This window comes from Citrobacter sp. wls829 (assembly GCF_005280825.1).
Taxonomy (GTDB): Bacteria; Pseudomonadota; Gammaproteobacteria; order Enterobacterales; family Enterobacteriaceae; genus Citrobacter; species Citrobacter gillenii.
The window spans coordinates 88,000-111,204 of sequence record NZ_SZWP01000052.1; the positions used below are offsets into that span (position 1 = coordinate 88,000).

At 52.3% G+C, this 23,205-nt stretch carries 25 protein-coding genes, 1 tRNA gene and 1 pseudogene; 15 read left to right on the top strand and 12 right to left on the bottom strand.

Annotated elements, in window-relative coordinates; all coding sequences use genetic code 11:
* The first annotated feature begins 297 nt into the window (after nt 1-297).
* Nucleotides 298-1,530: an MFS transporter gene (locus FDW88_RS08230; RefSeq protein WP_096757721.1), complete on the top strand. Its 1,233-nt coding sequence runs from the start codon at nt 298-300 to the stop codon at nt 1,528-1,530.
* A 497-nt stretch (nt 1,531-2,027) separates the two neighbouring features.
* Here the strand turns inward: FDW88_RS08230 and FDW88_RS08235 are convergent, their stop codons facing one another.
* The 3 genes from FDW88_RS08235 to FDW88_RS08245 all read right to left on the bottom strand — a co-directional run bounded on the left by FDW88_RS08235 (nt 2,028) and on the right by FDW88_RS08245 (nt 4,441).
* A complete protein-coding gene (locus FDW88_RS08235; protein WP_371414755.1) occupies nt 2,028-2,309 on the bottom strand; it encodes a hypothetical protein in 282 nt (93 codons plus the stop codon).
* 108 nt (nt 2,310-2,417) lie between these two features.
* A complete protein-coding gene (locus FDW88_RS08240) occupies nt 2,418-3,233 on the bottom strand; it encodes a Cof-type HAD-IIB family hydrolase (RefSeq protein WP_135912337.1) in 816 nt (271 codons plus the stop codon).
* On the bottom strand, nt 3,233-4,441 hold the full coding sequence (locus FDW88_RS08245) for an MFS transporter (RefSeq protein WP_096757718.1): 1,209 nt from the start codon (nt 4,439-4,441) through the stop codon (nt 3,233-3,235). Before FDW88_RS08245 ends, FDW88_RS08240 begins: the two co-directional genes overlap by 1 nt.
* Before the next feature lie 85 nt (nt 4,442-4,526).
* Between FDW88_RS08245 and FDW88_RS08250 the strand changes: the two genes are divergently transcribed.
* Complete coding sequence (locus FDW88_RS08250) at nt 4,527-5,075, top strand: TetR/AcrR family transcriptional regulator (protein ID WP_137362358.1); 549 nt, start codon at nt 4,527-4,529, stop codon at nt 5,073-5,075.
* A 5-nt stretch (nt 5,076-5,080) separates the two neighbouring features.
* Here FDW88_RS08250 and FDW88_RS08255 read toward each other — a convergent pair whose 3' ends face one another.
* Nucleotides 5,081-5,995: a LysR family transcriptional regulator gene (locus tag FDW88_RS08255; RefSeq protein WP_137362359.1), complete on the bottom strand. Its 915-nt coding sequence runs from the start codon at nt 5,993-5,995 to the stop codon at nt 5,081-5,083.
* Nucleotides 5,996-6,097: 102 nt separating this feature from the next.
* Here FDW88_RS08255 and FDW88_RS08260 point away from each other — a divergent pair, with 102 nt between their 5' ends.
* On the top strand, nt 6,098-7,012 hold the full coding sequence (locus FDW88_RS08260; RefSeq protein ID WP_137362360.1) for a DMT family transporter: 915 nt from the start codon (nt 6,098-6,100) through the stop codon (nt 7,010-7,012).
* Nucleotides 7,013-7,301: 289 nt separating this feature from the next.
* On the opposite strand, the gene FDW88_RS08265 is transcribed toward FDW88_RS08260, so the two are convergent.
* A complete protein-coding gene (locus FDW88_RS08265; protein WP_096757714.1) occupies nt 7,302-8,987 on the bottom strand; it encodes an aspartate:alanine antiporter in 1,686 nt (561 codons plus the stop codon).
* A gap of 267 nt (nt 8,988-9,254) precedes the next feature.
* Between FDW88_RS08265 and FDW88_RS08270 the strand changes: the two genes are divergently transcribed.
* A complete protein-coding gene (locus FDW88_RS08270; RefSeq protein WP_096759440.1) occupies nt 9,255-9,635 on the top strand; it encodes an inner membrane protein YbjM in 381 nt (126 codons plus the stop codon).
* Between the two features lie 34 nt (nt 9,636-9,669).
* Here FDW88_RS08270 and FDW88_RS08275 read toward each other — a convergent pair whose 3' ends face one another.
* A complete protein-coding gene (locus tag FDW88_RS08275) occupies nt 9,670-9,933 on the bottom strand; it encodes a GrxA family glutaredoxin (RefSeq protein ID WP_096757713.1) in 264 nt (87 codons plus the stop codon).
* 172 nt (nt 9,934-10,105) lie between these two features.
* Between FDW88_RS08275 and FDW88_RS08280 the strand changes: the two genes are divergently transcribed.
* From FDW88_RS08280 to rlmC, 10 genes are all read left to right on the top strand, one after another.
* A complete protein-coding gene (locus FDW88_RS08280; RefSeq protein WP_096757712.1) occupies nt 10,106-10,396 on the top strand; it encodes a DUF1418 family protein in 291 nt (96 codons plus the stop codon).
* A complete protein-coding gene (nfsA, locus tag FDW88_RS08285) occupies nt 10,380-11,102 on the top strand; it encodes a nitroreductase NfsA (protein WP_115258961.1) in 723 nt (240 codons plus the stop codon). Before FDW88_RS08280 ends, nfsA begins: the two co-directional genes overlap by 17 nt.
* Before the next feature lie 59 nt (nt 11,103-11,161).
* Nucleotides 11,162-12,064 (top strand): 30S ribosomal protein S6--L-glutamate ligase, encoded by a 903-nt coding sequence (gene rimK / locus FDW88_RS08290; protein ID WP_096757710.1) that lies wholly within the window; start codon nt 11,162-11,164, stop codon nt 12,062-12,064.
* A gap of 90 nt (nt 12,065-12,154) precedes the next feature.
* Nucleotides 12,155-12,631 carry a YbjN domain-containing protein gene (locus FDW88_RS08295; protein ID WP_096757709.1) on the top strand — a complete coding sequence of 159 codons (477 nt, stop codon included), beginning with the start codon at nt 12,155-12,157 and terminating at the stop codon, nt 12,629-12,631.
* Between the two features lie 431 nt (nt 12,632-13,062).
* Nucleotides 13,063-14,175: a spermidine/putrescine ABC transporter substrate-binding protein PotF gene (potF, locus tag FDW88_RS08300; protein WP_096757708.1), complete on the top strand. Its 1,113-nt coding sequence runs from the start codon at nt 13,063-13,065 to the stop codon at nt 14,173-14,175.
* A 137-nt stretch (nt 14,176-14,312) separates the two neighbouring features.
* Entirely contained in the window at nt 14,313-15,446 is a 1,134-nt protein-coding gene (gene potG, locus FDW88_RS08305) for a putrescine ABC transporter ATP-binding subunit PotG (protein WP_135912335.1), read from the top strand.
* A 9-nt stretch (nt 15,447-15,455) separates the two neighbouring features.
* On the top strand, nt 15,456-16,409 hold the full coding sequence (gene potH / locus FDW88_RS08310; protein WP_137362361.1) for a putrescine ABC transporter permease PotH: 954 nt from the start codon (nt 15,456-15,458) through the stop codon (nt 16,407-16,409).
* Nucleotides 16,406-17,251 carry a putrescine ABC transporter permease PotI gene (potI, locus tag FDW88_RS08315; RefSeq protein WP_137362362.1) on the top strand — a complete coding sequence of 282 codons (846 nt, stop codon included), beginning with the start codon at nt 16,406-16,408 and terminating at the stop codon, nt 17,249-17,251. Before potH ends, potI begins: the two co-directional genes overlap by 4 nt.
* 36 nt (nt 17,252-17,287) lie before the next feature.
* Nucleotides 17,288-17,797 carry a YbjO family protein gene (locus tag FDW88_RS08320; protein WP_096757704.1) on the top strand — a complete coding sequence of 170 codons (510 nt, stop codon included), beginning with the start codon at nt 17,288-17,290 and terminating at the stop codon, nt 17,795-17,797.
* A gap of 40 nt (nt 17,798-17,837) precedes the next feature.
* Complete coding sequence (gene rlmC, locus FDW88_RS08325; protein ID WP_137362363.1) at nt 17,838-18,965, top strand: 23S rRNA (uracil(747)-C(5))-methyltransferase RlmC; 1,128 nt, start codon at nt 17,838-17,840, stop codon at nt 18,963-18,965.
* A 137-nt stretch (nt 18,966-19,102) separates the two neighbouring features.
* Here rlmC and FDW88_RS08330 read toward each other — a convergent pair.
* The 3 genes from FDW88_RS08330 to FDW88_RS08340 all read right to left on the bottom strand — a co-directional run bounded on the left by FDW88_RS08330 (nt 19,103) and on the right by FDW88_RS08340 (nt 20,894).
* Nucleotides 19,103-19,190: transfer RNA gene (locus tag FDW88_RS08330), tRNA-Ser, on the bottom strand.
* 149 nt (nt 19,191-19,339) lie between these two features.
* Complete coding sequence (locus FDW88_RS08335) at nt 19,340-20,017, bottom strand: isochorismatase family protein (protein ID WP_137362364.1); 678 nt, start codon at nt 20,015-20,017, stop codon at nt 19,340-19,342.
* A 16-nt stretch (nt 20,018-20,033) separates the two neighbouring features.
* Nucleotides 20,034-20,894: a pirin family protein gene (locus FDW88_RS08340; protein ID WP_137362365.1), complete on the bottom strand. Its 861-nt coding sequence runs from the start codon at nt 20,892-20,894 to the stop codon at nt 20,034-20,036.
* Between the two features lie 108 nt (nt 20,895-21,002).
* Here FDW88_RS08340 and FDW88_RS08345 point away from each other — a divergent pair, with 108 nt between their 5' ends.
* Nucleotides 21,003-21,914, top strand: coding sequence for a LysR family transcriptional regulator (locus tag FDW88_RS08345; RefSeq protein ID WP_096757700.1), 912 nt, complete (start codon nt 21,003-21,005; stop codon nt 21,912-21,914).
* 78 nt (nt 21,915-21,992) lie between these two features.
* On the opposite strand, the gene infA is transcribed toward FDW88_RS08345, so the two are convergent.
* From infA to aat, 3 genes and pseudogenes are all read right to left on the bottom strand, one after another.
* Nucleotides 21,993-22,211: a translation initiation factor IF-1 gene (infA, locus tag FDW88_RS08350; RefSeq protein ID WP_002211347.1), complete on the bottom strand. Its 219-nt coding sequence runs from the start codon at nt 22,209-22,211 to the stop codon at nt 21,993-21,995.
* Nucleotides 22,139-22,496, bottom strand: a pseudogene (locus FDW88_RS08355) (hypothetical protein). The gene infA and the pseudogene FDW88_RS08355 overlap by 73 nt, the downstream one beginning before the upstream one ends.
* Nucleotides 22,497-23,201 carry a leucyl/phenylalanyl-tRNA--protein transferase gene (gene aat / locus FDW88_RS08360; protein WP_096757699.1) on the bottom strand — a complete coding sequence of 235 codons (705 nt, stop codon included), beginning with the start codon at nt 23,199-23,201 and terminating at the stop codon, nt 22,497-22,499.
* Nucleotides 23,202-23,205: the final 4 nt, after the last annotated feature.

A 23,205-nucleotide genomic window follows, 5' to 3' on the forward strand; every position in this document is an offset into this window, starting at 1 on the left:
AACATCCAGATTCACGACAGTAGTTAAAAGAGTCCCATCAGGCAGAGCATAAGTTCGCTTTAGCGGGATAAAAAGCGGTGTTGTCTTATTTGTCAGCTAAATGACTATTTTTAAGATAATTAATGACGTCTATAGAGCATGATAACGGGTTCAACTTAAATTAACCTTAAAGCAAAAGAGCATTGTGAAACTGAGTGTAAAAATGTGCGCATTTTGCGGCCAAATCACATAATTCACTATCACCAGTCCGGCGCATTTATTACACTTTGCGCGTTTTTTCATTGGTTAAGAGACTGCATGCACAACCGTTTATCTTCAGGCGCCCGACTGGGGCGTCAGGCATTACTTTTCCCTCTCTGTCTGGTGCTTTACGAATTCTCTACGTATATCGGCAACGATATGATCCAGCCCGGTATGCTGGCGGTGGTGGAGCAATATCAGGCCGGATTAGACTGGGTTCCCACCTCCATGACTGCGTACCTGGCAGGCGGCATGTTTTTGCAGTGGTTATTAGGACCGCTGTCGGATCGTATTGGTCGTCGGCCGGTGATGTTAACCGGTGTGGTGTGGTTCATTGTTACCTGCCTTGCGACGCTGTTTGCGCAGAACATTGAACAATTCACTTTCCTGCGCTTTTTGCAGGGCATTAGCCTGTGCTTTATTGGCGCGGTGGGCTATGCCGCGATTCAGGAATCCTTTGAAGAGGCGGTATGCATTAAAATTACCGCCCTGATGGCGAACGTGGCGCTGATTGCCCCGTTGCTGGGCCCGCTGGTCGGCGCTGCCTGGGTGCACGTGCTGCCGTGGGAAGGGATGTTTGTGCTGTTTGCGGTACTGGCCGCCATCGCCTTTGTTGGCCTGCAGCGCGCGATGCCTGAAACCGCGACCCGACTGGGTGAAACGTTGTCGATTAAAGAGCTGGGCAAAGACTACAAGCTGGTGCTGAAGAACGTGCGTTTTGTCGCCGGTGCCCTGGCGTTGGGCTTTGTCAGTCTGCCGTTGCTGGCGTGGATCGCTCAATCCCCGATTATCATTATTAGCGGTGAACAACTGAGCAGCTATGAATATGGTCTGCTACAGGTGCCGATTTTTGGTGCGCTGATCGCCGGTAACCTCGTGCTGGCGCGCCTGACCGCACGACGCACGGTACGGTCGCTGATTATTATGGGCGGCTGGCCAATCGCCGTGGGGCTGATTATTGCCGCGGCGGCCACGGTGGTTTCTTCCCATGCCTATTTGTGGATGACGGCAGGGCTGAGTGTTTATGCGTTTGGGATTGGCGTGGCGAATGCCGGGCTGGTACGCCTGACGCTGTTTGCCAGCGACATGAGTAAAGGGACGGTTTCCGCCGCGATGGGCATGCTGCAGATGCTGATTTTTACCGTTGGTATTGAGCTGAGCAAACATGCTTATTTACTCGGCGGTAACGGCCTGTTTAGCCTGTTTAATCTGGCCAGCGGGATACTGTGGCTGGCGCTGATGTTTATTTTCCTGAAAGATAAGCGGGTAGGAGATTCACGGGAAGGATAAAGCCCGGCTATCCGTAATACCGTTCAGTTAACGTCTCGGTATCAGAAAGCATCAACATGTGTTGGCGGCGGGGGGGATGAATATGCTCTCTCAGAGAAAGGGTTCCGTTCACCTCATGTTCATCGTTTCTCTGAGGCACTGATTCCTGTGAACGTGTAAAGGGCGTTCTTCGCCACGCCCTTTACAATCCCGGCTCCCGGCAGGAAAATTGCCACTTCGTGGTTCCCTCCGCTTATTCCTCGAGGCTATCGGGCCGAGCGCGAGGTAGCGTCCCTGCAAAACGCGCCCTGAACCCGCATCCCTGCGGGTTCTCCCGGCCTTGCGGAAACACGTCGGCAATTTTTAGCCGGACCAGCCCACACCTGACTACCTGCGCTTTTACTTGAATATCTCTGAACAGCAAAACGGATATAGCTGAAAGCCAGAGAGCTGAAGCGACACCCTGGTCCGGCTGAAAATCGATGAGGCGTTGACGGCTGCCCGGGCTTTACGCGAACTTAGTGGTGATCGTCAATCTGATGCTCAATAACCATCCCTTCGCCTACGCTGGCGACATGCCGTGCATAAGGATGTGCACGATAAACGGGGGCCGGCGCAGGAGCCGGAGCAACATAAACCGTTTGTGGCGCAGTGGCCACGCTGACCGCCTGGGGAACGCTCACGGAAGAAGGAACCACGACAACTTTATAACCGCTTGGTACATCAACGGTGACGCTTTGCGCCAGTGCGGTTCCCGCAAACCCCAGCAATATTGCCGCTATTAGTACACTTTTCTTCATCATCAGATCACCTGAAAATATTCACTGGAGATATTTATCCAGCGGGTTAATGTGACGCGGATTATGAAGAGATCATGCCATTCTTTTGTTGCCGTCTGTGCTGAGGTGTTATTGCGTAAACGGTGCGTCGTTTTTTAGCACCCGGTCGATAATATCCAGTACGCCTTCTTCGTTATTCGACCCCGCACGATATTTTGCCGCACGGGCCACGGTATCGTTGGCATTGGCCATCGCAAAACTGAACCCCGCCTGACGCAGCATCTCAATATCATTACCGCCATCACCAAACGCCACGACTTCCTCATCGCGAATATTCCAGCGCTGTTGCAGCAGACGCAGACCGTTTGCTTTATGTACGCCAGGGATAATTAAATCGATGCTGCCGTAGCCGGTATGCACTGGAACCATAATGTCGCCAATCGCGTCATGCAGTGCAGACTGAACCTGTGGGATCTGTTTTTCAGAGATATTCAGCCCGAATTTGAAAAATACATCGTTGATGTTGTTGAAATTATCAACAAATTCGAGGCGGTGGTAGTACATGGCGGCGACGGATTTTAGCTCGTCGCTGTAGTGCTTCAGGGTGTAGGCGCTGTTTTTTCCGCAGGCAATAATGTCAATGTCGGTGCGCGTTAGCAGATGATCCACGATGGTCTGAAAATCGTCTTTAGCCAGCTCGCCGTTAAACACATCTTCCCCTTCGCTAACGACCCAACCGCCGTTTTCCGCCACAAAGGAGATTTCATCGGCCAGTTCGGGGAAAAAGGAGATCAGTTGGTAGTACTGGTTACCGCTGGCGACCACAAAGCGGATCCCCTGAGCTTGCATCTGGCGGTACTGCGCCATAAACCGTTCACGGTTGTAGGTTTTTTGGTCACTTAAAAAGGTGCCGTCCATGTCGACTGCAATTAACTTAATAGCCATTAGCTGTTCTCCGTCACAGGGGTATTTTTAACGTCTGGTTTGGCGACAGCCTTCGCGACGATGGCCGCAACCAGCACCAGCGCCAGCACCACCAGCATGGCGCTGCGCAGGCCATAGTGTTCACCCAGATAGCCCAGCAGCGGCGGCCCGACCAGAAAGGCCAGATAACCGGTGGTTGCTACAACGCTCACGCGGGTTGGTGCATCGGGGCCGGTATCGCTGGCGGCTGAAATAGTCAACGGGAAGCCCAGCGACGCACCGAGTCCCCACAGGATAACGGACACACCTGCGACCCACGAACTGTCGACAAAGATAATCAGGCTAATACCCAGCGCGCCCATTAACGCACTGGCACGTACGACCGCAACGCGGCTGTAGCGATCGATAAACCAGCCGCCGGTAAACCGTCCGACGGTCATGCCCAGCGTAAACCCGGCATAAATCAAGGAGCCTGAGGTCGGGCTAAATCCGTGTCCGTCTACCATCAGGAGCGGAAGCCAGTCATTGGCGGAACCCTCGGCAAATGCCATCGCCAGTACCACGACGCCGATGAGCAGCAGCTGGATATCGCGGTAAAAGGGCAGCCCTTTTTCGGCTGAGTGAGAACCGTCAGCGGCATTTTTACCGGTGCCGTCAGGAATCGCTTTGATGGCGATAAATATTGGCGCAATAGCCACCAGTGCCGCCAGCAGAATATGCGCATTGGCGGGAACGCTAAAGGCGGTGAGCACCATCCCGACGCCTGCACCTGCCAGGGTGCCGAGGCTATAAAAACCATGCATCATCGGCAGCACGGTTTTGTTCATCTCACGCTCAACCGCTGCACCTTCGACGTTAATGGCAACCTCTGCGGCACCAAAGCTGGCACCAAAAACCCCCAGCCCAAACGCAAATAGCCAGGCGGAATGCAGCCATAGCGCCACGCTAAGGATCGCCATACCAACAACCGCACATGACATGGTGGTGCGGATCACTTTCCGCGTGCCAAATCGTTTCACTAGCCAGGCCGAACAAAGAATGCCACTCATCGAACCAATAGAGAGTCCAAATAATACTGCCCCCATTTCAGCGGTAGAAACGGAGAGGATATCTCTGATGGCTGGGGTACGCGTTGCCCAGGAAGCCATTAATAATCCTGGTAAAAAGAAAAACATAAACAGCGCCCAGGTTCGGCGTCTTAAGGCTTTGCGTGATGAGATGCCAGTCATGAATTCGAGCCAAAGAAATGAGGAAAGGAGACAACATTAGCAAGGTTGTGTACATTTGTACACAAATGCAAGAAGAGGAAATGCGGTGCGACGCGCGAACGATCCACAACGGCGGGAAAAAATAGTTCAGGCTACGCTGGAAGCGGTAATAACTTATGGTATTCATGCAGTTACGCATCGTAAGATTGCAACGATTGCGCAGGTGCCGTTGGGTTCAATGACCTATTATTTTTCGGGAATCGATGAGCTTCTGATGGAGGCATTCGGTCATTTTACCGAAACTATGTCGCGGCAATATCAGGCATTTTTTATGGACGTGATGGATGCGCCACAGGCCTGTCATGCCATTACCGAGATGATTTACAGTTCGCAGGTCACCACACCGGATAACATGGAGATTATGTACCAGTTGTACGCGTTCGCCAGCCGTAAACCGGCGTTGAAAACGGTGATGCAAAACTGGATGCAACGCAGTCAACAAACCTTAGAGCAGTGGTTTGACCCCGCCACGGCCCGTGCGCTGGATGCCTTTATTGAAGGCATGACGCTGCATTTTGTGACCGATAAAAAACCGCTGCAGCGAGACGATATCCTGGTGATGGTGGAGCGCATAGCGGGAGTATTGCCGCAGTGAGACGCTCAAAATGGTCTGTCGAGGCGCATCGTCGCCTGACGTAAAAAATCGATAACTCTCCCGGCTTCAATGGTTAGCGGTTGGGCGGCTGTTTTCACGATCCCGACGTCCATATACGTAATAAAATCATCAAGGGTTCTGCGCATGACGCGCAGTCCATCCAACGACCACGGGCGATAAACCAGATCGGACAAAATGGTAATACCTCTTCCTTTGGCGACCAGACTACGTATTGCCTCAAAAGAATTACTGCGAAAACAGATGTTGGGTCTGTAGCCACGCTGTTGCCAGTAATCAGTGATGACGTCAGGGTATTTGTCGGTTTCCAGCAGTAAAAATGGTAGCTTCTCAACATCTTTAAGGCGGATTGATGACTGGCTTTGTAGCGGGTGCCCAATTGAGGTCCACAGACGCCGCTGCGAGCGAATAAAGGTTTCGATTTCCAGGTCGGGATCGTGACTGATATTTGAGGTCAGCAGCAGACAAAAATCGACGTTCTTCTGCCGCAGCACCCGCACTAATTCTGGCGCGGTGGCTTCATGGAAAACGATCTCCAGCAGAGGGAAACGTCGTTCAATGTCACCGAGTATCTCGGGGATCAGATACGCAGAGAGTGTTTCGGCGATCCCAATACGCACCGTACCGGTGAGGATATCCGTTCTCTCATGCAGATCATCAACGGCGGCGCGGCTATTGTTGATAATGTTACAGGCATGCGCCAGAAAACGCTCTCCTTCGGCGGTCAGTTTCACCCCTTTGGGATATCGTAACAGTAGCTGCACGTCTAATGCTTCTTCCAGGTTACGCATGGCTATGGTCATTGATGACTGAGAAATATGACAACGCGCCGCTGCTTTGGAAATTTGTAATGTTTCAGCGATCGCGATGTAAAACTCAAGTTGCCTTAGCGTAAATTTCATAGTTTTAATCTATGCACATGGATGAAAACGTTATATTAGCATTCATTCCCGTGCCGCCGTAGCCTTGTTGCGATACCGCAAACGTGACAAGAAGGCGTATATATGCCCTATATTTTACTCAGTCTGGCAGCCTGCTTTTGGGGTGGGAATTATGTGGTTGGCCACCTATTGGTTGCCGAGGTTAATCCCATTGTTTTATCAGCCGCGCGCTGGATATTAACCGCACTGTTATTGATAGCGCTTTATTTTCGACAGGTCAGAGATCAGTGGCCAGCGATGAAAGCGTCGTTTGGCACTATCGCTTTTCTCGCGTTATGTGGCCAGGTACTTTTTCCACTGACATTGTACATTGGTCTGCAATATACGACATCGCTGAATGCCGCGATTTATATGTCAACGACGCCAGCGATTGTGCTGCTCATCAATAAATTCTTTTTCAAAGAACAGATCTCTTCTCGCAATATTGCAGGCGTTGTTCTCAGTACCATTGGCGTTATCTGGCTGGTGTTGCAGGGCGATCTGATGCATCCGGATAGGTTTAATCATCTGAATCAGGGCGATCTCTGGACCATGGGGTCAGCGCTGAGTTGGGCCATCTACTGTGCTTTTCTGCGAACAAAACCCCGTGAGGTAAAGGGCAATGCATTTGTCGCCGTTAGCGCACTGCTAGGCGCAACGCTGCTCCTTCCTGTACTGATCCTGGAAATGATGCTTAATGGTATGCCAGATTGGGGCAGTTATGTGAATTCTGACGTTATGACCGGCGTCGTATACCTTATTATTTTCCCTTCCTGGCTGTCGTATTTACTCTGGAATAAAGGAATTGGCTCCATTGGGGCTACGCGTGGGGAAATTTATTCACATCTGATTCCGCTGAGTGGGGGATTATTCAGCGTCATCTTTTTGCATGTGACACTACATTCGTACCATCTGGTGAGTGCGCTGGTTATTGTCTTTGGCATTGCGCTCTGTTCGCGGGAGGCAGTGCACAATATAACGCAGCGGCATACGGCGTGAGGGATGCTGTATATCAGCTGACGGTTGCTCCCCTATGACATTCCACCGTCGCGGTCATCGCGCTGGCGTGACTAGTTGCCATAACCGGCATGATGCAAATTGGTCGAAGGGATAGGAAGGGAGACAAATTTCAGACAACAAAAAACCCATCAACCTTGAACCAAAACGGCGGGGTTGATGGGCTCCACAAATTGGGGACATCAAAGAAAAGCAGTGGCAATAGTTATGACTGACACCTTGAAGAAAAGTTCTGCTTATCTGCAAAAAAATTTCATAAAAGGGTAAATTTTTAACCGAGGCCAGGCCAGACGATGACGATCAGTGTCCCCGCCAACGTCAGTAAGACGTTGGCAATAGCATAGGTGCCTGCATAACCTAAAGCAGGGATGTTGCTGCGCGCGGTGTCGCTGATGATTTCCATCGCCGGTGCACAGGTTCGTGCGCCCATCATGGCGCCAAACAGCAGGGCGCGGTTCATGCGCAATACGTAAGCGCCGAACAGGAAACAGATAACCACCGGCACCAGGCTGACAATCAGGCCCGCTATCAGCATTTGTCCGCCGACTGCGCCGAGGCCATTGCCAATACCGCTGCCTGCGCTTAAGCCGACGCCCGCCATAAAGACCATCAGGCCAAACTCTTTCACCATGTTCAGCGCACCCTGTGGGATGTAGCCAAACGTCGGGTGGTTGGCGCGCAGGAAGCCAAGCATAATACCGGCAAACAGCAGGCCAGCTGCGTTTCCGATGCCAAAGCTGAAATTACTGAACTGGAAGGTGATCATCCCAATCATCAGGCCGATGATAAAGAAGGCGCAGAAGGCCAGCAAGTCGGTGACCTGGCTGTGAATTGAAATAAAGCCGATACGGTCTGCAATGGTTTTTACGCGGCGGGCATCGCCGCTGACCTGCAACACATCACCTTTATTGAGCACGACGTTGTCATCAATCGGCATTTCAATCTGGCTACGGATCACGCGGTTAAGGAAGCAGCCGTGATCGGTCAGTTTTAACTGCGCCAGACGACGACCGACGGCATTGTGGTTTTTCACCACAATCTCTTCGGTGACGATGCGCATATCGAGCAGGTCGCGATCGAACACTTCTTTGCCGTTACGGAAGCTGGGGTCGAGGCGGGCATGTGCATCCGGGTAGCCCACTAAGGCAATTTCATCGCCCATCTGCAGTACGGCGTCGCCGTCCGGGTTAGCCAGAATGCCGTTGCGGCGGATACGCTCGATATAACAACCGGTCTGGCGATAGATACCCAGCTCGCGCAGATTTTTACCATCAGCCCAGGCAACCAGTTCCGGACCGACACGGTAGGCGCGGATCACGGGCAGATAGACCTTACGGTTGGCGTCGGTGTCGAGGCCACGTTCACGGGCGATTTGTTGGGCGCTGGTTTGCAAATCCTGATGCTGCAGTTTTGGCAGGTAGCGTGCGCCGACAATCAGGCTGACTAGTCCGATCAGATAAGTCAGTGCGTAACCGAGGCTCAGGTTATCAAGAGCCGTTGACAGCTGTGTTCCTGTCATCCCTGAATGGCGCAATGTGTCACCCGCGCCGACCAGCACCGGCGTGGAGGTCATTGAACCTGCCAGCATGCCAGCTGTCAGGCCGATGTCCCAGCCAAATAGCCTACCCAGTCCCAGGGCGATCAGCATTGCGCTGCCGACCATGACCAGAGCAAGCATTAGGTAATTTTTCCCATCGCGAAAAAAAATCGAAAAAAAGTTGGGACCAGCTTCGACGCCGACGCAAAAAATAAACAGCATAAAGCCGAGATTTAAAGCATCAGTGTTAATACTAAAGTGCTGCTGGCCTAATAATAGGGAGACTACTAAAACGCCAATGGAATTACCGAGTTGGACTGTACCCAGGCGTAATTTCCCCAGACACAGCCCCAGCGCCAGGACCACAAATAATAACAGGATGTAATTCCCATTTAACAAATCTGCGACGTTTATATTCACGGAGACTAACTTCTTGTTTACTAGTAAGCTATTGAAAGAAATGGCAATTTACGCTAATGTTTTTGCCAGAAATTAAGGGGCGACAGCATCGTACACAGCCCCAAATAAAGCAGCATGACGATATATGCGGCTAGTTTAATCTCATTACGTTTCAACGGCTATAAGAATCGTGTGAGTGCGTTTTTGGCATGGAATGCCGAACGACTTTATCTGACTGGACGCCTTTGGGCGAAAAGAGTGTTCGATAGAGAGTGTCAGGAGGAACGATTGAAACATAGGCAAGGTTGGGCGGGTGCGATCTGCTGCTTTGTGCTTTTTATTGTGGTGTGTCTTTCATTGACGCTGAACGTGAAAGGAGCATTTAAGGCGGCTGGGCATCCTGAGGTTGGGTTGTTGTTTTTTATATTGCCAGGAGCAGCGGCCAGCTTTTTTTCCCATCGTCGTGAGGTGCTTAGACCTCTTCTCGGTGCAATGCTGGCGGCACCGTGTTGTTTGTTATTGATGCGATTTGTGTTTATGCCTACGCGTTCGCTGTGGCAAGAGCTTGCATGGTTGTTTAGTGCGGTGTTTTGGTGCGCGCTTGGCGCATTGTGTTTTCTGTTTATCAGTAGCCTATTTAATCAGCATCAGCAGCGGAAAAAACACTGATTACGCCCTCCAGTGGAGGGCGTAGAGACGGCAATCAGGCGAACAGATTCACATTCTCTTTTGCCCATGCTTCGAAATCCGTGCAGCCGCCGATGTGTTTCTGATCGACAAAAATCTGCGGTACGGTCTCTACCGGCTTACCAACCGTCTTTTCCAGATCGGCTTTTGAGATCCCTTCAGCATGAATATCAATGTAGCGGAAGTTAAAATCTTCATGCTCATTGCTTAATTTTTCTGCCAATTCTTTTGCGCGCACGCAATACGGGCACCCTGGGCGACCAAAAATAACAGCAAACATCTCACTCTCCTCGAACTTATCAGGCCAGATGGCGAATGACTGTATGATGCCGCGATTTATGTCGGATGGAAAGTAGGTTCGGCCTGTTGCTTTGATACATCTACGCTATATCTGTTAAACATGAGAACTCGGAACGTTTTATACTACGAGCCACTTCGCCGGGAGGCCACGTATGCGCACTGTGGGTGTGTTACCTAAAAGCATATTGATTCTGGAAACGATCGGTATGGTGTCGTTAGCGCTGGCGCTATTGTCGCTTAACGATTATCTCACCTTACCCGCGCCGCTTAACAGTCCATTGGCCTGTGTGGTGATGATTTTTCTGGGGGTTTTGTTGATGCTTCCCGCCGCTGTGTTTTTAATGTGGCGCATTGCGCAACTGTTGGCGCCGCAGCTGATGTCGCGAACATCCAGCGTATCTTCCCGTTCAGCCAGAGAAAAAAGAGATGACTCCAACCATTGATTTACTTCGCAGCCACCGTTCTATTCGCCATTTTACCGAGGCGTCGATTTCGGATGCGCAGCGCGAGGCGATTATAGCTGCCGCGCAAGGCACCTCGAGCTCCAGTTTTTTACAGTGCAGCACGATTATTCGGGTGACGGATAAGGCCCTGCGAGAGTCGCTGGTGACGTTGTCGGGTGGGCAGCCGCACGTGGCGAAGGCTGCCGAATTCTGGGTGTTCTGCGCCGATTTTAACCGTCATTTACAGATTTGCCCTGACGCACAGCTGGGACTGGCAGAACAACTGCTGCTTGGCGTGGTTGATACGGCGATGATGGCGCAAAATGCGCTGACGGCTGCAGAGTCGCTGGGGCTTGGCGGTGTATATATTGGCGGACTGCGCAACAATATTGCGTCAGTAACTGAGTTACTGAAACTGCCGCAGCATGTTCTGCCGCTGTTTGGTCTGTGTCTCGGTTGGCCTGCGGATAATCCCGATATCAAGCCACGACTGCCTGCGGCCATTGTGGTGCATGAAAATCAATACCAGCCGCTCGATAAGGACGCCCTGGCTCACTATGATGAACAGCTTGCGCAGTATTATCTGACCCGTGGCAGCAACACTCGTCGTGATACCTGGAGCGATCATATTCGCCGGACCATCATCAAAGAAAATCGCCCCTTTATTCTGGAATATTTGCACAAACAGGGATGGGCTACGCGCTAAAGATTTTAACCCGGTGTATGATACGCCGGCTTTCAGCAGGTCTTTCAGAGAGGTGCAGGGTGAAAATTGCCATTTTGTCCCGGGACGGAACGCTCTATTCTTGTAAGCGCCTGCGTGAAGCGGCGATGCAGCGCGGTCACCTGGTTGAAATTATCGATCCCCTTTCCTGTTATATGAACATTAGTCCGGCGGCGTCTTCGATTCATTACAAGGGCCGCCAGCTCCCTCATTTTGATGCGGTCATCCCACGAATCGGCTCGGCGATTACCTTTTACGGTACGGCGGCGTTGCGCCAGTTCGAGATGTTAGGGAGTTATCCGTTGAATGAGTCAGTGGCGATCACCCGTGCGCGCGATAAGCTGCGCTCATTGCAACTGCTGGCACGTCAGGGAATCGATCTCCCGATTACCGGAATCGCGCACTCACCGGACGATACCAGCGACATGATTGATATGGTCGGCGGCGCACCGTTGGTGGTGAAACTGGTAGAAGGCACGCAGGGTATCGGTGTGGTGCTGGCCGAAACGCGTCAGGCCGCGGAGAGCGTCGTGGATGCATTTCGAGGACTGAATGCACATATCCTGGTGCAGGAATATATTAAAGAGGCCAAAGGGCGGGATATTCGCTGTTTTGTCGTAGGGGACGAGGTGGTGGCCGCGATTGAGCGTCGGGCTAAAGAGGGCGATTTTCGTTCTAATCTCCATCGCGGTGGCGTGGCCAGTATTGCCAATATTACGACGCGTGAAAGGGACATCGCGATAAAAGCCGCCCGAACCATGGGCCTGGATGTGGCTGGCGTTGATATTTTGCGCGCAGACCGCGGGCCGCTGGTCATGGAAGTTAACGCTTCTCCGGGGCTTGAAGGCGTGGAGAAAACCACGGGGGTTGATATTGCCGGACGGATGATCCAGTGGATCGAACGTCATGCAACTCCGGAATTTTGTCTTAAAATCGGCGGCTGAACGCAATATCGATGGCGATCGTGGTATGACGCGGTCTTTTTGCGTAAGCTGTGCCGGTAATTTTTTCATCGAAAGAGGTCGCACATTATTATGACATCACTGGTCGTTCCCACTCTGGATACGTTGCGTCAATGGCTCGACGACCTGGGCATGAGTTTTTTTGAATGCGATACCTGTCAGGCGCTGCATTTACCTCATATGCAAAACTTTGACGGCATCTTTGATGCGAAAATTGATTTGGTGGATAACGTCATTCTGTTCTCTGCGATGGCGGAAGTCAGGCCATCGGCGTTGCTGCCGTTGGCCGCCGATCTGTCATCCATTAATGCCAGTTCGCTGACGGTGAAAGCCTTTCTGGACATGCAGGATGATAATCTGCCAAAGCTGGTGGTTTGCCAGTCTTTATACGTTGTGCCGGGCGTCACGTTTGAGCAGTTCGAATGTTTTGTTCGCCAGAGCGAAGAGCAGATATCCATGGTGATCCTTGAGGCCGGGGCGCATCAGCTGTTATTTAACGCTGAAGAAGATGTGCAAAACAGCGGTACTGAGACCCATTTCCTCCATTAATATTTCCTGAGCAATGATGCCAAAAGCGCAGCCGCTGCCAGAGCGGTTGCGTATTACCCTATTTTTATTCTGCATTTAACCTTTTATTAAAGAATTATTCACCTAACTTCCACGCCTTCTGCCTTATGTCATAGATAAATCCTGCATAAAAAATTGATAAAAGACGTTTTTTTAACTGGGCTATATCCTCGAATCCTGGCTAAAGTTATTCTGGCGAGGCTTATAAACGTCATCCTTCAATGAACCCTTTATGGGCTGCATGCGACCGCAATGCATGTTGAATGATTCCGCGATTATTAGCGAGCCATAGCGGCACAGGGGAAGCCTCTTTTCTTATTTGTGCTGAATGAAAAAATATGCACGTTTTTTGCATATCATAGAGTGTGAATTTTTTGTTCGTTTGTGAACGAACTTTCAGAAGGAAAGAGATTATGACCGCCTTAAATAAAAAATGGTTATCAGGCCTGGTTGCGGGTGCTCTGATATCCCTCTCCGCCGGCACGCTCGCTGCTGAACAAAAAACGCTGCATATTTATAACTGGTCTGATTATATCGCCCCCGACACGGTGGCTAATTTTGAAAAAGAGACCGGCATTAAAGTGGTTTATGATGTGTTCGACTCCAATGAAGTACTGGAAGGTAAGCTCATGGCGGGTAGCACTGGCTTTGACCTTGTCGTTCCTTCCGCCAGCTTCCTTGAGCGTCAGCTTACTGCGGGTGTTTTCCAACCGCTGGACAAAAGTAAACTGCCAGACTGGAAAAACCTCGATCCCGAATTGCTGAAGTTGGTGGCGAAACACGATCCAGACAACAAGTTTGCGATGCCGTATATGTGGGCAACCACCGGTATTGGCTACAACGTGGATAAAGTGAAGGCGGTGCTGGGCGCGGATGCGCCGGTCGACAGTTGGGATCTGATCCTGAAGCCGGAAAATTTGGAAAAACTCAAAAGCTGCGGCGTCTCGTTCCTTGATGCCCCCGAAGAAGTGTTTGCCACCGTGCTGAATTACTTGGGTAAAGACCCCAACAGTACCAAAGCGGACGATTACACCGGACCGGCAACCGATCTGCTGTTGAAGCTGCGTCCTAATATTCGTTATTTCCACTCTTCTCAATACATTAACGATCTGGCAAACGGTGATAGCTGCGTGGCAATTGGTTGGGCAGGGGACGTATGGCAGGCCGCTAATCGCGCGAAAGAAGCGAAAAATGGCGTCAATATTTCCTTCTCAATTCCAAAAGAAGGGGCGATGGCGTTCTTCGATGTTTTCGCCATGCCTGCGGATGCTAAAAATAAAGACGAAGCTTATCAGTTCCTCAACTATCTGCTGCGTCCGGATGTGATTGCCCATATTTCCGACCACGTGTTCTACGCCAACGCGAACAAAGAAGCGACGGCGTTGGTCAGCCCTGAAGTTCGTGACAATCCGGGGATTTACCCGCCGGCCGATGTGCGAGCTAAGTTGTTCACTCTGAAAGTACAGGATCCGAAGATCGATCGTGTCCGTACCCGTGCCTGGACCAAGGTGAAAAGCGGGAAATAACCCGCGTCAGGGAGATGACCCGGCGGCGCGTAAGTCAGCCGGGACACCCGAACCCTGAACACTCATAACCCGGCAATACGCACCATGCTGGTGCGTTATTTGCACTGTTTCTTTGTTTTATGCCGGAGAGCACTCACGTGAATGATGCGACCCCCCGCCCACAGGCGAAGACCCGTAAAGCGCTAACCCCGCTGCTTGAAATTCGTAATCTGACCAAGTCTTTCGATGGCCAGCACGCCGTCGATGACGTCAACCTGACTATCTACAAAGGCGAAATATTTGCCCTGCTAGGGGCCTCCGGCTGCGGCAAATCAACCCTGCTGCGCATGCTGGCGGGCTTTGAACTGCCGACCACCGGGCAAATTATGCTCGATGGTGTCGATTTAGCACACGTCCCGCCGTATCTGCGCCCGATTAATATGATGTTTCAGTCCTACGCGCTGTTCCCACATATGACGGTGGAGCAGAACATTGCCTTTGGCCTGAAGCAGGACAAGTTGCCGAAAGCTGAAATTACCAGCCGGGTCAACGAGATGCTGGGCCTGGTGCATATGCAGGAATTTGCCAAACGCAAACCGCATCAGCTTTCCGGCGGTCAGCGACAGCGTGTGGCGCTGGCGCGCAGCCTGGCAAAACGTCCTAAACTGCTGCTGCTGGACGAACCGATGGGGGCGCTGGATAAAAAGCTACGTGACCGCATGCAACTGGAAGTGGTCGATATCCTCGAACGTGTAGGCGCGACCTGTGTGATGGTAACGCACGATCAGGAAGAAGCCATGACGATGGCGGGGCGTATTGCGATCATGAATCGCGGCAAGTTCGTGCAAATCGGCGAGCCTGAAGAGATTTACGAGCACCCGACCACCCGCTATAGCGCGGAATTTATTGGCTCGGTAAACGTGTTCGAGGGGCTACTGAAAGCGCGTCAGGAAGACGGCCTGATCATTGACTCTCCGGGGCTGGTCCATCCGCTGAAAGTCGATGCTGATGCCTCCATCGTTGATAACGTCCCGGTGTACGTCGCGCTGCGTCCGGAAAAAATTATGCTCTGTGAGACTCCACCGGCAGATGGCTATAACTTTGCGGTGGGGGAAGTAGTGCACATTGCCTATCTTGGTGATTTGTCGGTGTACCACGTGCGTTTAAAAAGCGGCCAGATGTTGAGTGCCCAGCTACAAAACGAACATCGCTACCGTAAGGGGCTACCGACCTGGGGCGATGAGGTGCGTTTGTGTTGGGATGCGGACAGTTGCGTAGTGTTGACGGTTTAAGGAGTGAAAATGCGTACACTTGAACCTCCGGCGCGCGTGGACAACGCGAGCCGTTTCACGCTGTTTATGTCGCGGATGCAGATGAGGCATGGGCGCAAGGTGGTGATTGCGCTGCCGTATATCTGGCTGATTCTGCTGTTTTTGCTGCCATTTTTAATCGTTTTTAAGATCTCTTTTTCTGAGATGGCGCGGGCGATACCCCCGTATTCTGACCTCATCTCATGGGCAGACGACCAGTTCTCCATCACGCTTAATGTTGGCAACTTCCTGCAACTGACGGCTGACCCGCTGTATGTTGATGCTTACCTGCAGTCGTTGCAGGTGGCGGGGATTTCGACGATCTGCTGTTTGCTACTGGGATATCCACTGGCATGGGCTGTGGCACACAGCAAACCGTCAACGCGGAATATTCTGCTGTTGCTGGTGATCCTGCCTTCCTGGACCTCGTTTTTGATTCGCGTGTATGCCTGGATGGGGATCCTGAAAAATAACGGGATCCTGAATAATTTTCTGATGTGGCTGGGAATTATCGATCAGCCGCTGACGATCCTGCACACCAATCTGGCGGTCTATATCGGGATTGTTTATGCATATTTGCCGTTTATGGTACTGCCGATCTACACCGCGTTGACACGTATCGACTATTCGCTGGTGGAAGCGGCGCTGGATCTTGGGGCTCGACCGCTGAAAACGTTCTTTAGCGTGATCGTGCCGTTGACCAAAGGCGGGATCATCGCAGGCTCAATGCTGGTGTTTATCCCGGCGGTCGGGGAGTTTGTGATCCCTGAACTGCTGGGCGGGCCGGACAGCATTATGATTGGCCGTGTGTTGTGGCAGGAGTTTTTCAATAACCGTGACTGGCCGGTGGCGTCGGCTGTGGCCATTATTATGCTGCTGTTATTGATTGTGCCGATCATGTGGTTCCATAAATATCAGCAAAAAAGTGTGGGGGAACACGGATGAATAATTTACCCGTCGTTCGCTCACCGTGGCGTATTTTTATCCTGGTCGTCGGGTTCACTTTCCTGTACGCGCCGATGCTGATGCTGGTTATCTATTCGTTTAACAGCTCCAAACTGGTGACGGTCTGGGCAGGGTGGTCAACGCGCTGGTACGGTGAATTGCTCCACGATACTGCAATGATAAGCGCTGTCGGGATGAGTTTGACCATCGCTGCCTGTGCGGCGACGATGGCGTCGATCCTCGGCACGATTGCTGCGGTGGTGCTGGTGCGCTTTGGTCGTTTCCGGGGTTCGAATGGCTTTGCCTTTATGATAACAGCGCCGCTGGTTATGCCGGATGTCATCACCGGCCTGTCGCTGTTGTTGCTGTTTGTCGCCATGGCGCATGCTATTGGCTGGCCGGCAGATCGCGGGATGTTAACCATCTGGCTGGCGCACGTCACTTTCTGTACGGCGTATGTGGCGGTTGTTATCTCCTCGCGTTTGCGCGAACTGGATCACTCCATCGAAGAAGCGGCGATGGATCTTGGCGCCACGCCGCTGAAGGTCTTCTTTGTCATCACGCTGCCGATGATTATGCCGGCGGTGATTTCCGGCTGGTTGTTGGCTTTCACCCTGTCGCTTGACGATCTGGTGATCGCCAGCTTTGTTTCCGGTCCTGGGGCGACGACGTTGCCGATGCTGGTGTTCTCCAGCGTACGTATGGGGGTTAATCCAGAAATTAACGCGCTGGCGACGCTGATTCTTGGCGTGGTAGGAATTATCGGATTTATCGCGTGGTACCTGATGGCCCGGACAGAAAAGCAGCGGTTGCGCGATATCCAGCGTGCAAGACGCGGCTGAAAAAACTAAAATCTGCCAACCTCTACTCGGTGCAGCATGTGGCGCTGCACCGTTTTCACGGAAGACGACGCGTTGGGATTTTTTAAGAAATCATCCACATCACATGCTCGCTTAAACGTTCCTGCTTTAGTGCAGGTGGCGGCGCTCGCTATTATTATGATCCGCGGCCTCGATCTGTTGATGATTTTCAATACGTTGGGTGTGAGCGGGACAATGGCATTTATCCAGCGTAGCGTGCAGACCTGGAATTTAACGCTGGTGTTTTTAAGCAGTCTGATACTAGTGTTTATCGAAATTTACTGTGCCTTTTCATTGGTCAAAGGACGTAACTGGGCGCGCTGGATTTATCTGTTTACCCAGGTGGTGGCCTCCGGTTATTTGTGGGCGGCATCGTTAGGTTATGGTTACCCCGAGCTGTTCAGTATTGCGGGTGAATCGAAGCGTGAAATTTTTCGCACGCTGGTGATGCAGAAATTACCGGATATGCTGGTGCTGTTGTTGCTGTTTGTTCCGGCATCCAGTCGACGGTTCTTCCGTCTGCAATAATGTGTATAATCTTCGCCCCGGTTAATTTGAAGGTTTTCTTATGCAGTGCGCTCTTTATGACGCCGACCGCTGTCGTTCCTGTCAGTGGATAACACAGCCCGTTGGCGATCAACTCCGTGCAAAAATGGCCGATCTCCAGACTCTTCTTACCGACTATTCGGTCGGGGAGTGGTGCGCGCCCGTCGCTGGCCCGGAGAGCGCTTTTCGTAATAAAGCCAAAATGGTGGTGAGCGGTAGCGTGGAAAAACCGCTATTGGGCATGCTGCATCGTGACGGTACACCTGAAGATTTGTGCGACTGTCCGCTTTATCCTGCCTCATTTGCGCCGGTATTTTCCGCACTAAAACCCTTTATCGCCCGTGCCGGGTTGACGCCTTACAACGTAGCGCGTAAGCGGGGCGAACTGAAATATGTGCTGTTAACGGAAAGCCAGTTTGACGGCGGTATGATGCTGCGTTTTGTCTTACGCTCAGAGGCCAAGCTGAGCCAACTGCGCGCGGCGTTGCCGTGGCTGCAGGCGCAGGTACCGCAGTTAAAGGTGATAACGGTCAATATCCAGCCGGTGCATATGGCGATTATGGAAGGGGAGACAGAAATCTTCCTGACGGAGCAGCAGGCGCTGGCTGAACGTTTTAATGATGTACCGCTGTGGATCCGCCCGCAGAGTTTCTTTCAAACCAACCCGGTAGTGGCTGAGCGTTTGTATGCCACGGCTCGCGATTGGGTGCGTCAGCTTTCGGTCAACCATATGTGGGATCTGTTTTGCGGTGTTGGCGGTTTTGGCCTGCATTGCGCTACGTCGCAGATGAAACTGACGGGTATCGAGATCGCACCAGAGGCGATCGCCTGTGCGAAACAATCTGCGCAGACGTTGGGGTTACAGAATCTGCACTTTCAAGCGCTCGATTCGACCCAATTCGCGACGGCACAGGAAGACGTTCCGGATCTGGTGCTGGTGAACCCTCCGCGTCGGGGCATTGGTAAACCCCTGTGTGATTATCTTTCCCACATGGCACCGCCGTTTATCATCTACTCCAGCTGTAATGCGCAAAGCATGGCGAAGGATATTGGCGAGCTGCCAGGCTATCGCATAGAACGGGTTCAACTTTTCGATATGTTCCCGCACACCGCGCACTATGAAGTATTGACGCTGCTCAGCCGACAATAGTTTCTTTTCTTCGCAGGGAATGCCTGATGACGCTTCGCTTGTCAGGTCTAAGGATGGATGCGGGTTGTTGGCCGCATTCGGTAAATGCAATAGACGAAAAAAAAGCCCGTACTTGCGTACGAGCTCTTTCTCAAATGTGGCGGTGAGAGAGGGGTTCGAACCCTCGATACGTTGCCGTATACACACTTTCCAGGCGTGCTCCTTCAGCCACTCGGACACCTCACCGTATTGTATTGCTGCCTGACCGCTTGGGGGGGCAACGGGGCGCTACTATAGGGAGTTGCGCTAAAACGGTCAAGCAGAATTTACGTCTTCACTCTCGTTTGGTTACGCAATAGACATATTCTGCGCCCGGACAGGCGCAGAGAACATGATTAGCGCTGAGAGTCCAGTTTTTCACCGCTGGTGACAACTTCCTGAGCCTTGCTGTAGCTTTCGATCAGCAGCTGATAGGCCGGGAAGATTTTGGTATACACTTCCGCCCATTCAGCGGCATCTTCCCGGTTCCAGGTCCGCTGTATTTCAGACGCAACGGCTGCGGTATCCATTGGCACCACGCCTGCCTGTACCACTCGCGCCAACGTGATTTCCTGCGCCATCTTGCTGTAAGTACCGGAAGCGTCAATGACGGCAAACACTTTATACCCTTCCGCTACCGCGCTGATGGCCGGGAAAGCCATGCAAACGCTGGTAATGGTACCGGCGATAATCAGCGTTTTACGACCTGTTGCTTTGACGGCTTTAACAAAGTCTTCGTTATCCCAGGCGTTGATCTCGCCTTTGCGCGCCACGTACTGAGCATGGGGCGCATTGGCGTGGATTTCCGGAATCAACGGGCCGTTGGGTCCCTGTGGAACGGAGGCGGTGGTGATCACCGGCATCTTCGCCAGGGTGGCTATTTTTGCCAGCGCAGCGGCACGGGCACGCAGTTCGGGCATTGGCATATCACCGACGGTCTGAAAAAGACCGCTCTGGTGATCGATAAGCAGCATCACGGCATCATCTACGTCGATAACCGGGCGTGAACCATTAAAATTTGCAGGACTGGACATCGTATTCTCCTTCGCTTTAGATTTGGCCAAAACGGCCGGAGTTGAAATCGCGTACGGCTTCGGCGATCTCTTGTTTTGTGTTCATCACAAACGGACCGTAACCGACAATGGGTTCATTTAACGGTTCGCCTGACAGCAGCAGCACGCTGGCGTCGCTACTGGCCTCGATATGTAGGGTTTTACCCTGCTGGCTTAATACCACCAGCTGCGCCTCACCCGCGGAGGTGGCACCGTTGATGGTGATCGTGCCTTTCAGCACCACCAGCGCAGTGCTCCATCCTTCCGGTTGGGACAGCGTGACCGGGTGATTACTTTGCAGGCGCATGTCCCACACATTTAACGGTGAGAAGGTATGCGCGGGGCCTTTCGTATCCTGATAGCTGCCCGCAATCACGCGCACGGTACCTGCGTCATCTGGCAGGTCGACGGTGGGAATAACGTCGCTGCTGATGCCCTGATAACCCGGCACGGTCATTTTGTCTTTGGCTGGCAGGTTGACCCACAGCTGGACCATTTCCAGCTCGCCGCCCTTACGGGTAAATTCCGGCGAATGAAATTCTTCGTGTAAAATCCCGGCCCCTGCTGTCATCCACTGCACATCGCCTGGACCGATAATGCCGCCGCGCCCGGTCGAGTCGCGATGTTCAACTTCACCGCTGTAAACAATGGTCACCGTTTCAAAACCACGGTGCGGGTGCTCACCGACGCCGCGCTTTTCATTACCCGGTGTAAAGGTATGCGGACCCGCGTAATCCAGCAGCAGGAACGGACTGAGCTGCTCAGCATGAGACTGGTAAGAGAACATCGAGCGAACTGGAAATCCATCGCCAACCCAGTGTGGGCGAGGTGCGGTATAGACGCCTGTTACGTGTTTCATATGTATCTCCTCAGTGGCGTTATCTTGATGTGAATAAGCTTATATCCATGACAGCGAGCTGAGTAGTGGCTAAAATAGTCCTCACCGTCTCATTAATAGGACAATAAGATGACGAAGCTGGATCTCAATGATTTCGCATGGTTTGTGCATGTTGTCGAAGAGGGAGGATTCGCAGCGGCAGGCCGTGCGCTTGATGAGCCCAAATCCAAACTCAGTCGGCGTATTGCGCAACTGGAGGAGAGACTGGGGGTGCGTTTGATTCAGCGAACAACCCGGCAGTTTAATGTCACGGAGGTCGGACAGACCTTTTACGAACACTGTAAGGCGATGTTGGTGGAGGCGCAGGCGGCGCAGGATGCCATTGCGGCGTTGCAGGTTGAGCCACGTGGCATTGTTAAACTGACGTGCCCGGTGACGCTGTTGCATGTCCATATCGGTCCGATGCTGGCCCGGTTCATGGCGCGTTATCCAGATGTTGCAGTACAGCTTGAAGCTACGAATCGCCGCGTCGACGTCGTCGGAGAAGGTCTGGATGTGGCGATTCGCGTCCGACCTCGTCCTCTTGAAGACAGTGATTTGGTCATGCGGGTGCTTGCTGACAGGGGGCACCGGCTGTATGCCAGCCCGCGATTGGTTGAGCAGATGGGGACATTACACGCCCCGGCAGAGCTGACCCGTTGGCCCGGGCTGAGTCTGGCGGCGGGGAAACATGTTCATCGTTGGGAGTTGTTTGGCCCACAGGGTGCCCGCGCGGAAGTGCATTTTACGCCGCGTATGATCACCACAGATATGCTGGCGCTGCGCGAGGCCGCGGTTGCCGGGGTAGGCGTGGTACAACTCCCGCAGTTAATGGTCAAGGATCAATTAGCCGCAGGGGAGCTGGTGGCATTGCTGGATGGCTGGGAACCGAGGCGGGAGATTATTCACGCGGTCTTTCCATCGCGTAGGGGGTTATTGCCCTCGGTGCGCGCATTAGTGGATTTCCTGACGGAAGAATATGCACGCATGATTGAGGACTAAAGCCTCAAATTTGGCCCACAAAAAAGGCCGGATATACCGACCTTTTATTATCTGGACGCCAGTCTGGCGTGAAAAAAATCAGCGACTACGGAAGACAATGCGGCCTTTGCTCAGGTCGTACGGGGTCAGTTCAACAGTCACTTTGTCTCCCGTCAGGATGCGGATATAGTTTTTACGCATTTTACCGGAGATGTGTGCAGTAACCACGTGACCGTTTTCTAACTCTACGCGGAACATGGTATTAGGTAACGTATCGAGAACGGTACCCTGCATTTCAATATTGTCTTCTTTGGCCATCTAATCCTCTGGGGTATCACTACCGTAATTTGAACCGGCAAGATAATGCCGAAGTTCTTTTAATAAGTAAAGATTTGCGCGATTAAAATACAGCAAATCAAGTTTGGCGCATTACTCTATCCACACACGGCAAAGCCGCACTTAAAGCGCAACGTGTAAGGGAACGATGAGATAAACGATAGGCGTTGCCTGACGCGAACTGTTCCTTAACGGCGGCGGGGTAATGGGCTAAACCAACTCTGCGACGCAATTATAACACCCCGACAAAAAATGTGCCGAAAACATTCACTCCTGAGGTAAAAATAACGTCCGGGGTACCCAAAAATGGCTGGGTAACCGCTGCTGGCGCAGTCTGCTCAAGTGTTCAAGGTACTCCCGACGCGGCGTTTCGACGGCGCCCAGCGACGCTGTATGTCCATTTAACACCTGACAGTCAATTAACTTCCCACCCTGCTGGCTAAATTCAGCGCAAAAAACAAGCAACGCGGTTTTTGAGGCATTTTCCTGACGACTGAACATTGATTCACCGCAGAAGAGCGTGCCTTGCGAAACGCCGTACATACCGCCGACTAATTCATTGTGCCGCCACACTTCAATGGAATGCGCGTGCCCCAATTCATGCAGGCGGTGGTAAGCGTCAACAATATCACGCGTTATCCAGGTCCCTTCTTCGCGGTCATTGGCACAACCTTCAATCACCTGACCAAAGGCGTAATTTAACGTGACACGATAAGGTGAGTGTTTATGAAAACGCTTCATGCTACGGCTAAGATGAAATGTCTCAGGCCACAAAATGGCGCGCGGATCGGGCGACCACCAAAGAATTGGGTCGCCAGGAGAAAACCACGGAAAAATACCGCGCTGGTACGCCATAAGCAGACGGGCAGGGCTGAGATCGCCACCCAGCGCTAACAAACCGTTAGGTTCGCGTAACGCGCCTTCCGGTGACGGGAAGGCGATAGAATTGCGGGACAGTTGCACCAGGCGCATGACA

What these genes read in the sequence shown, in the direction of transcription:
- FDW88_RS08230 (WP_096757721.1), top strand. Translation starts at nt 298, where the DNA reads ATGCACAACCGTTTATCTTCAGGCGCCCGACTGGGGCGTCAGGCATTA.
- FDW88_RS08240 (WP_135912337.1), bottom strand. Translation starts at nt 3,233, where the DNA reads ATGGCTATTAAGTTAATTGCAGTCGACATGGACGGCACCTTTTTAAGT.
- rlmC (WP_137362363.1), top strand. Translation starts at nt 17,838, where the DNA reads ATGCAGTGCGCTCTTTATGACGCCGACCGCTGTCGTTCCTGTCAGTGG.
- potI (WP_137362362.1), top strand. Translation starts at nt 16,406, where the DNA reads ATGAATAATTTACCCGTCGTTCGCTCACCGTGGCGTATTTTTATCCTG.
- FDW88_RS08335 (WP_137362364.1), bottom strand. Translation starts at nt 20,017, where the DNA reads ATGTCCAGTCCTGCAAATTTTAATGGTTCACGCCCGGTTATCGACGTA.
- FDW88_RS08275 (WP_096757713.1), bottom strand. Translation starts at nt 9,933, where the DNA reads ATGTTTGCTGTTATTTTTGGTCGCCCAGGGTGCCCGTATTGCGTGCGC.
- FDW88_RS08295 (WP_096757709.1), top strand. Translation starts at nt 12,155, where the DNA reads ATGACATCACTGGTCGTTCCCACTCTGGATACGTTGCGTCAATGGCTC.
- FDW88_RS08280 (WP_096757712.1), top strand. Translation starts at nt 10,106, where the DNA reads ATGCGCACTGTGGGTGTGTTACCTAAAAGCATATTGATTCTGGAAACG.
- potF (WP_096757708.1), top strand. Translation starts at nt 13,063, where the DNA reads ATGACCGCCTTAAATAAAAAATGGTTATCAGGCCTGGTTGCGGGTGCT.
- nfsA (WP_115258961.1), top strand. Translation starts at nt 10,380, where the DNA reads ATGACTCCAACCATTGATTTACTTCGCAGCCACCGTTCTATTCGCCAT.
- FDW88_RS08255 (WP_137362359.1), bottom strand. Translation starts at nt 5,995, where the DNA reads ATGAAATTTACGCTAAGGCAACTTGAGTTTTACATCGCGATCGCTGAA.
- FDW88_RS08320 (WP_096757704.1), top strand. Translation starts at nt 17,288, where the DNA reads ATGTGGCGCTGCACCGTTTTCACGGAAGACGACGCGTTGGGATTTTTT.
- FDW88_RS08345 (WP_096757700.1), top strand. Translation starts at nt 21,003, where the DNA reads ATGACGAAGCTGGATCTCAATGATTTCGCATGGTTTGTGCATGTTGTC.
- aat (WP_096757699.1), bottom strand. Translation starts at nt 23,201, where the DNA reads ATGCGCCTGGTGCAACTGTCCCGCAATTCTATCGCCTTCCCGTCACCG.
- FDW88_RS08340 (WP_137362365.1), bottom strand. Translation starts at nt 20,894, where the DNA reads ATGAAACACGTAACAGGCGTCTATACCGCACCTCGCCCACACTGGGTT.
- infA (WP_002211347.1), bottom strand. Translation starts at nt 22,211, where the DNA reads ATGGCCAAAGAAGACAATATTGAAATGCAGGGTACCGTTCTCGATACG.
- FDW88_RS08260 (WP_137362360.1), top strand. Translation starts at nt 6,098, where the DNA reads ATGCCCTATATTTTACTCAGTCTGGCAGCCTGCTTTTGGGGTGGGAAT.
- potH (WP_137362361.1), top strand. Translation starts at nt 15,456, where the DNA reads ATGCGTACACTTGAACCTCCGGCGCGCGTGGACAACGCGAGCCGTTTC.
- FDW88_RS08245 (WP_096757718.1), bottom strand. Translation starts at nt 4,441, where the DNA reads ATGACTGGCATCTCATCACGCAAAGCCTTAAGACGCCGAACCTGGGCG.
- FDW88_RS08235 (WP_371414755.1), bottom strand. Translation starts at nt 2,309, where the DNA reads ATGAAGAAAAGTGTACTAATAGCGGCAATATTGCTGGGGTTTGCGGGA.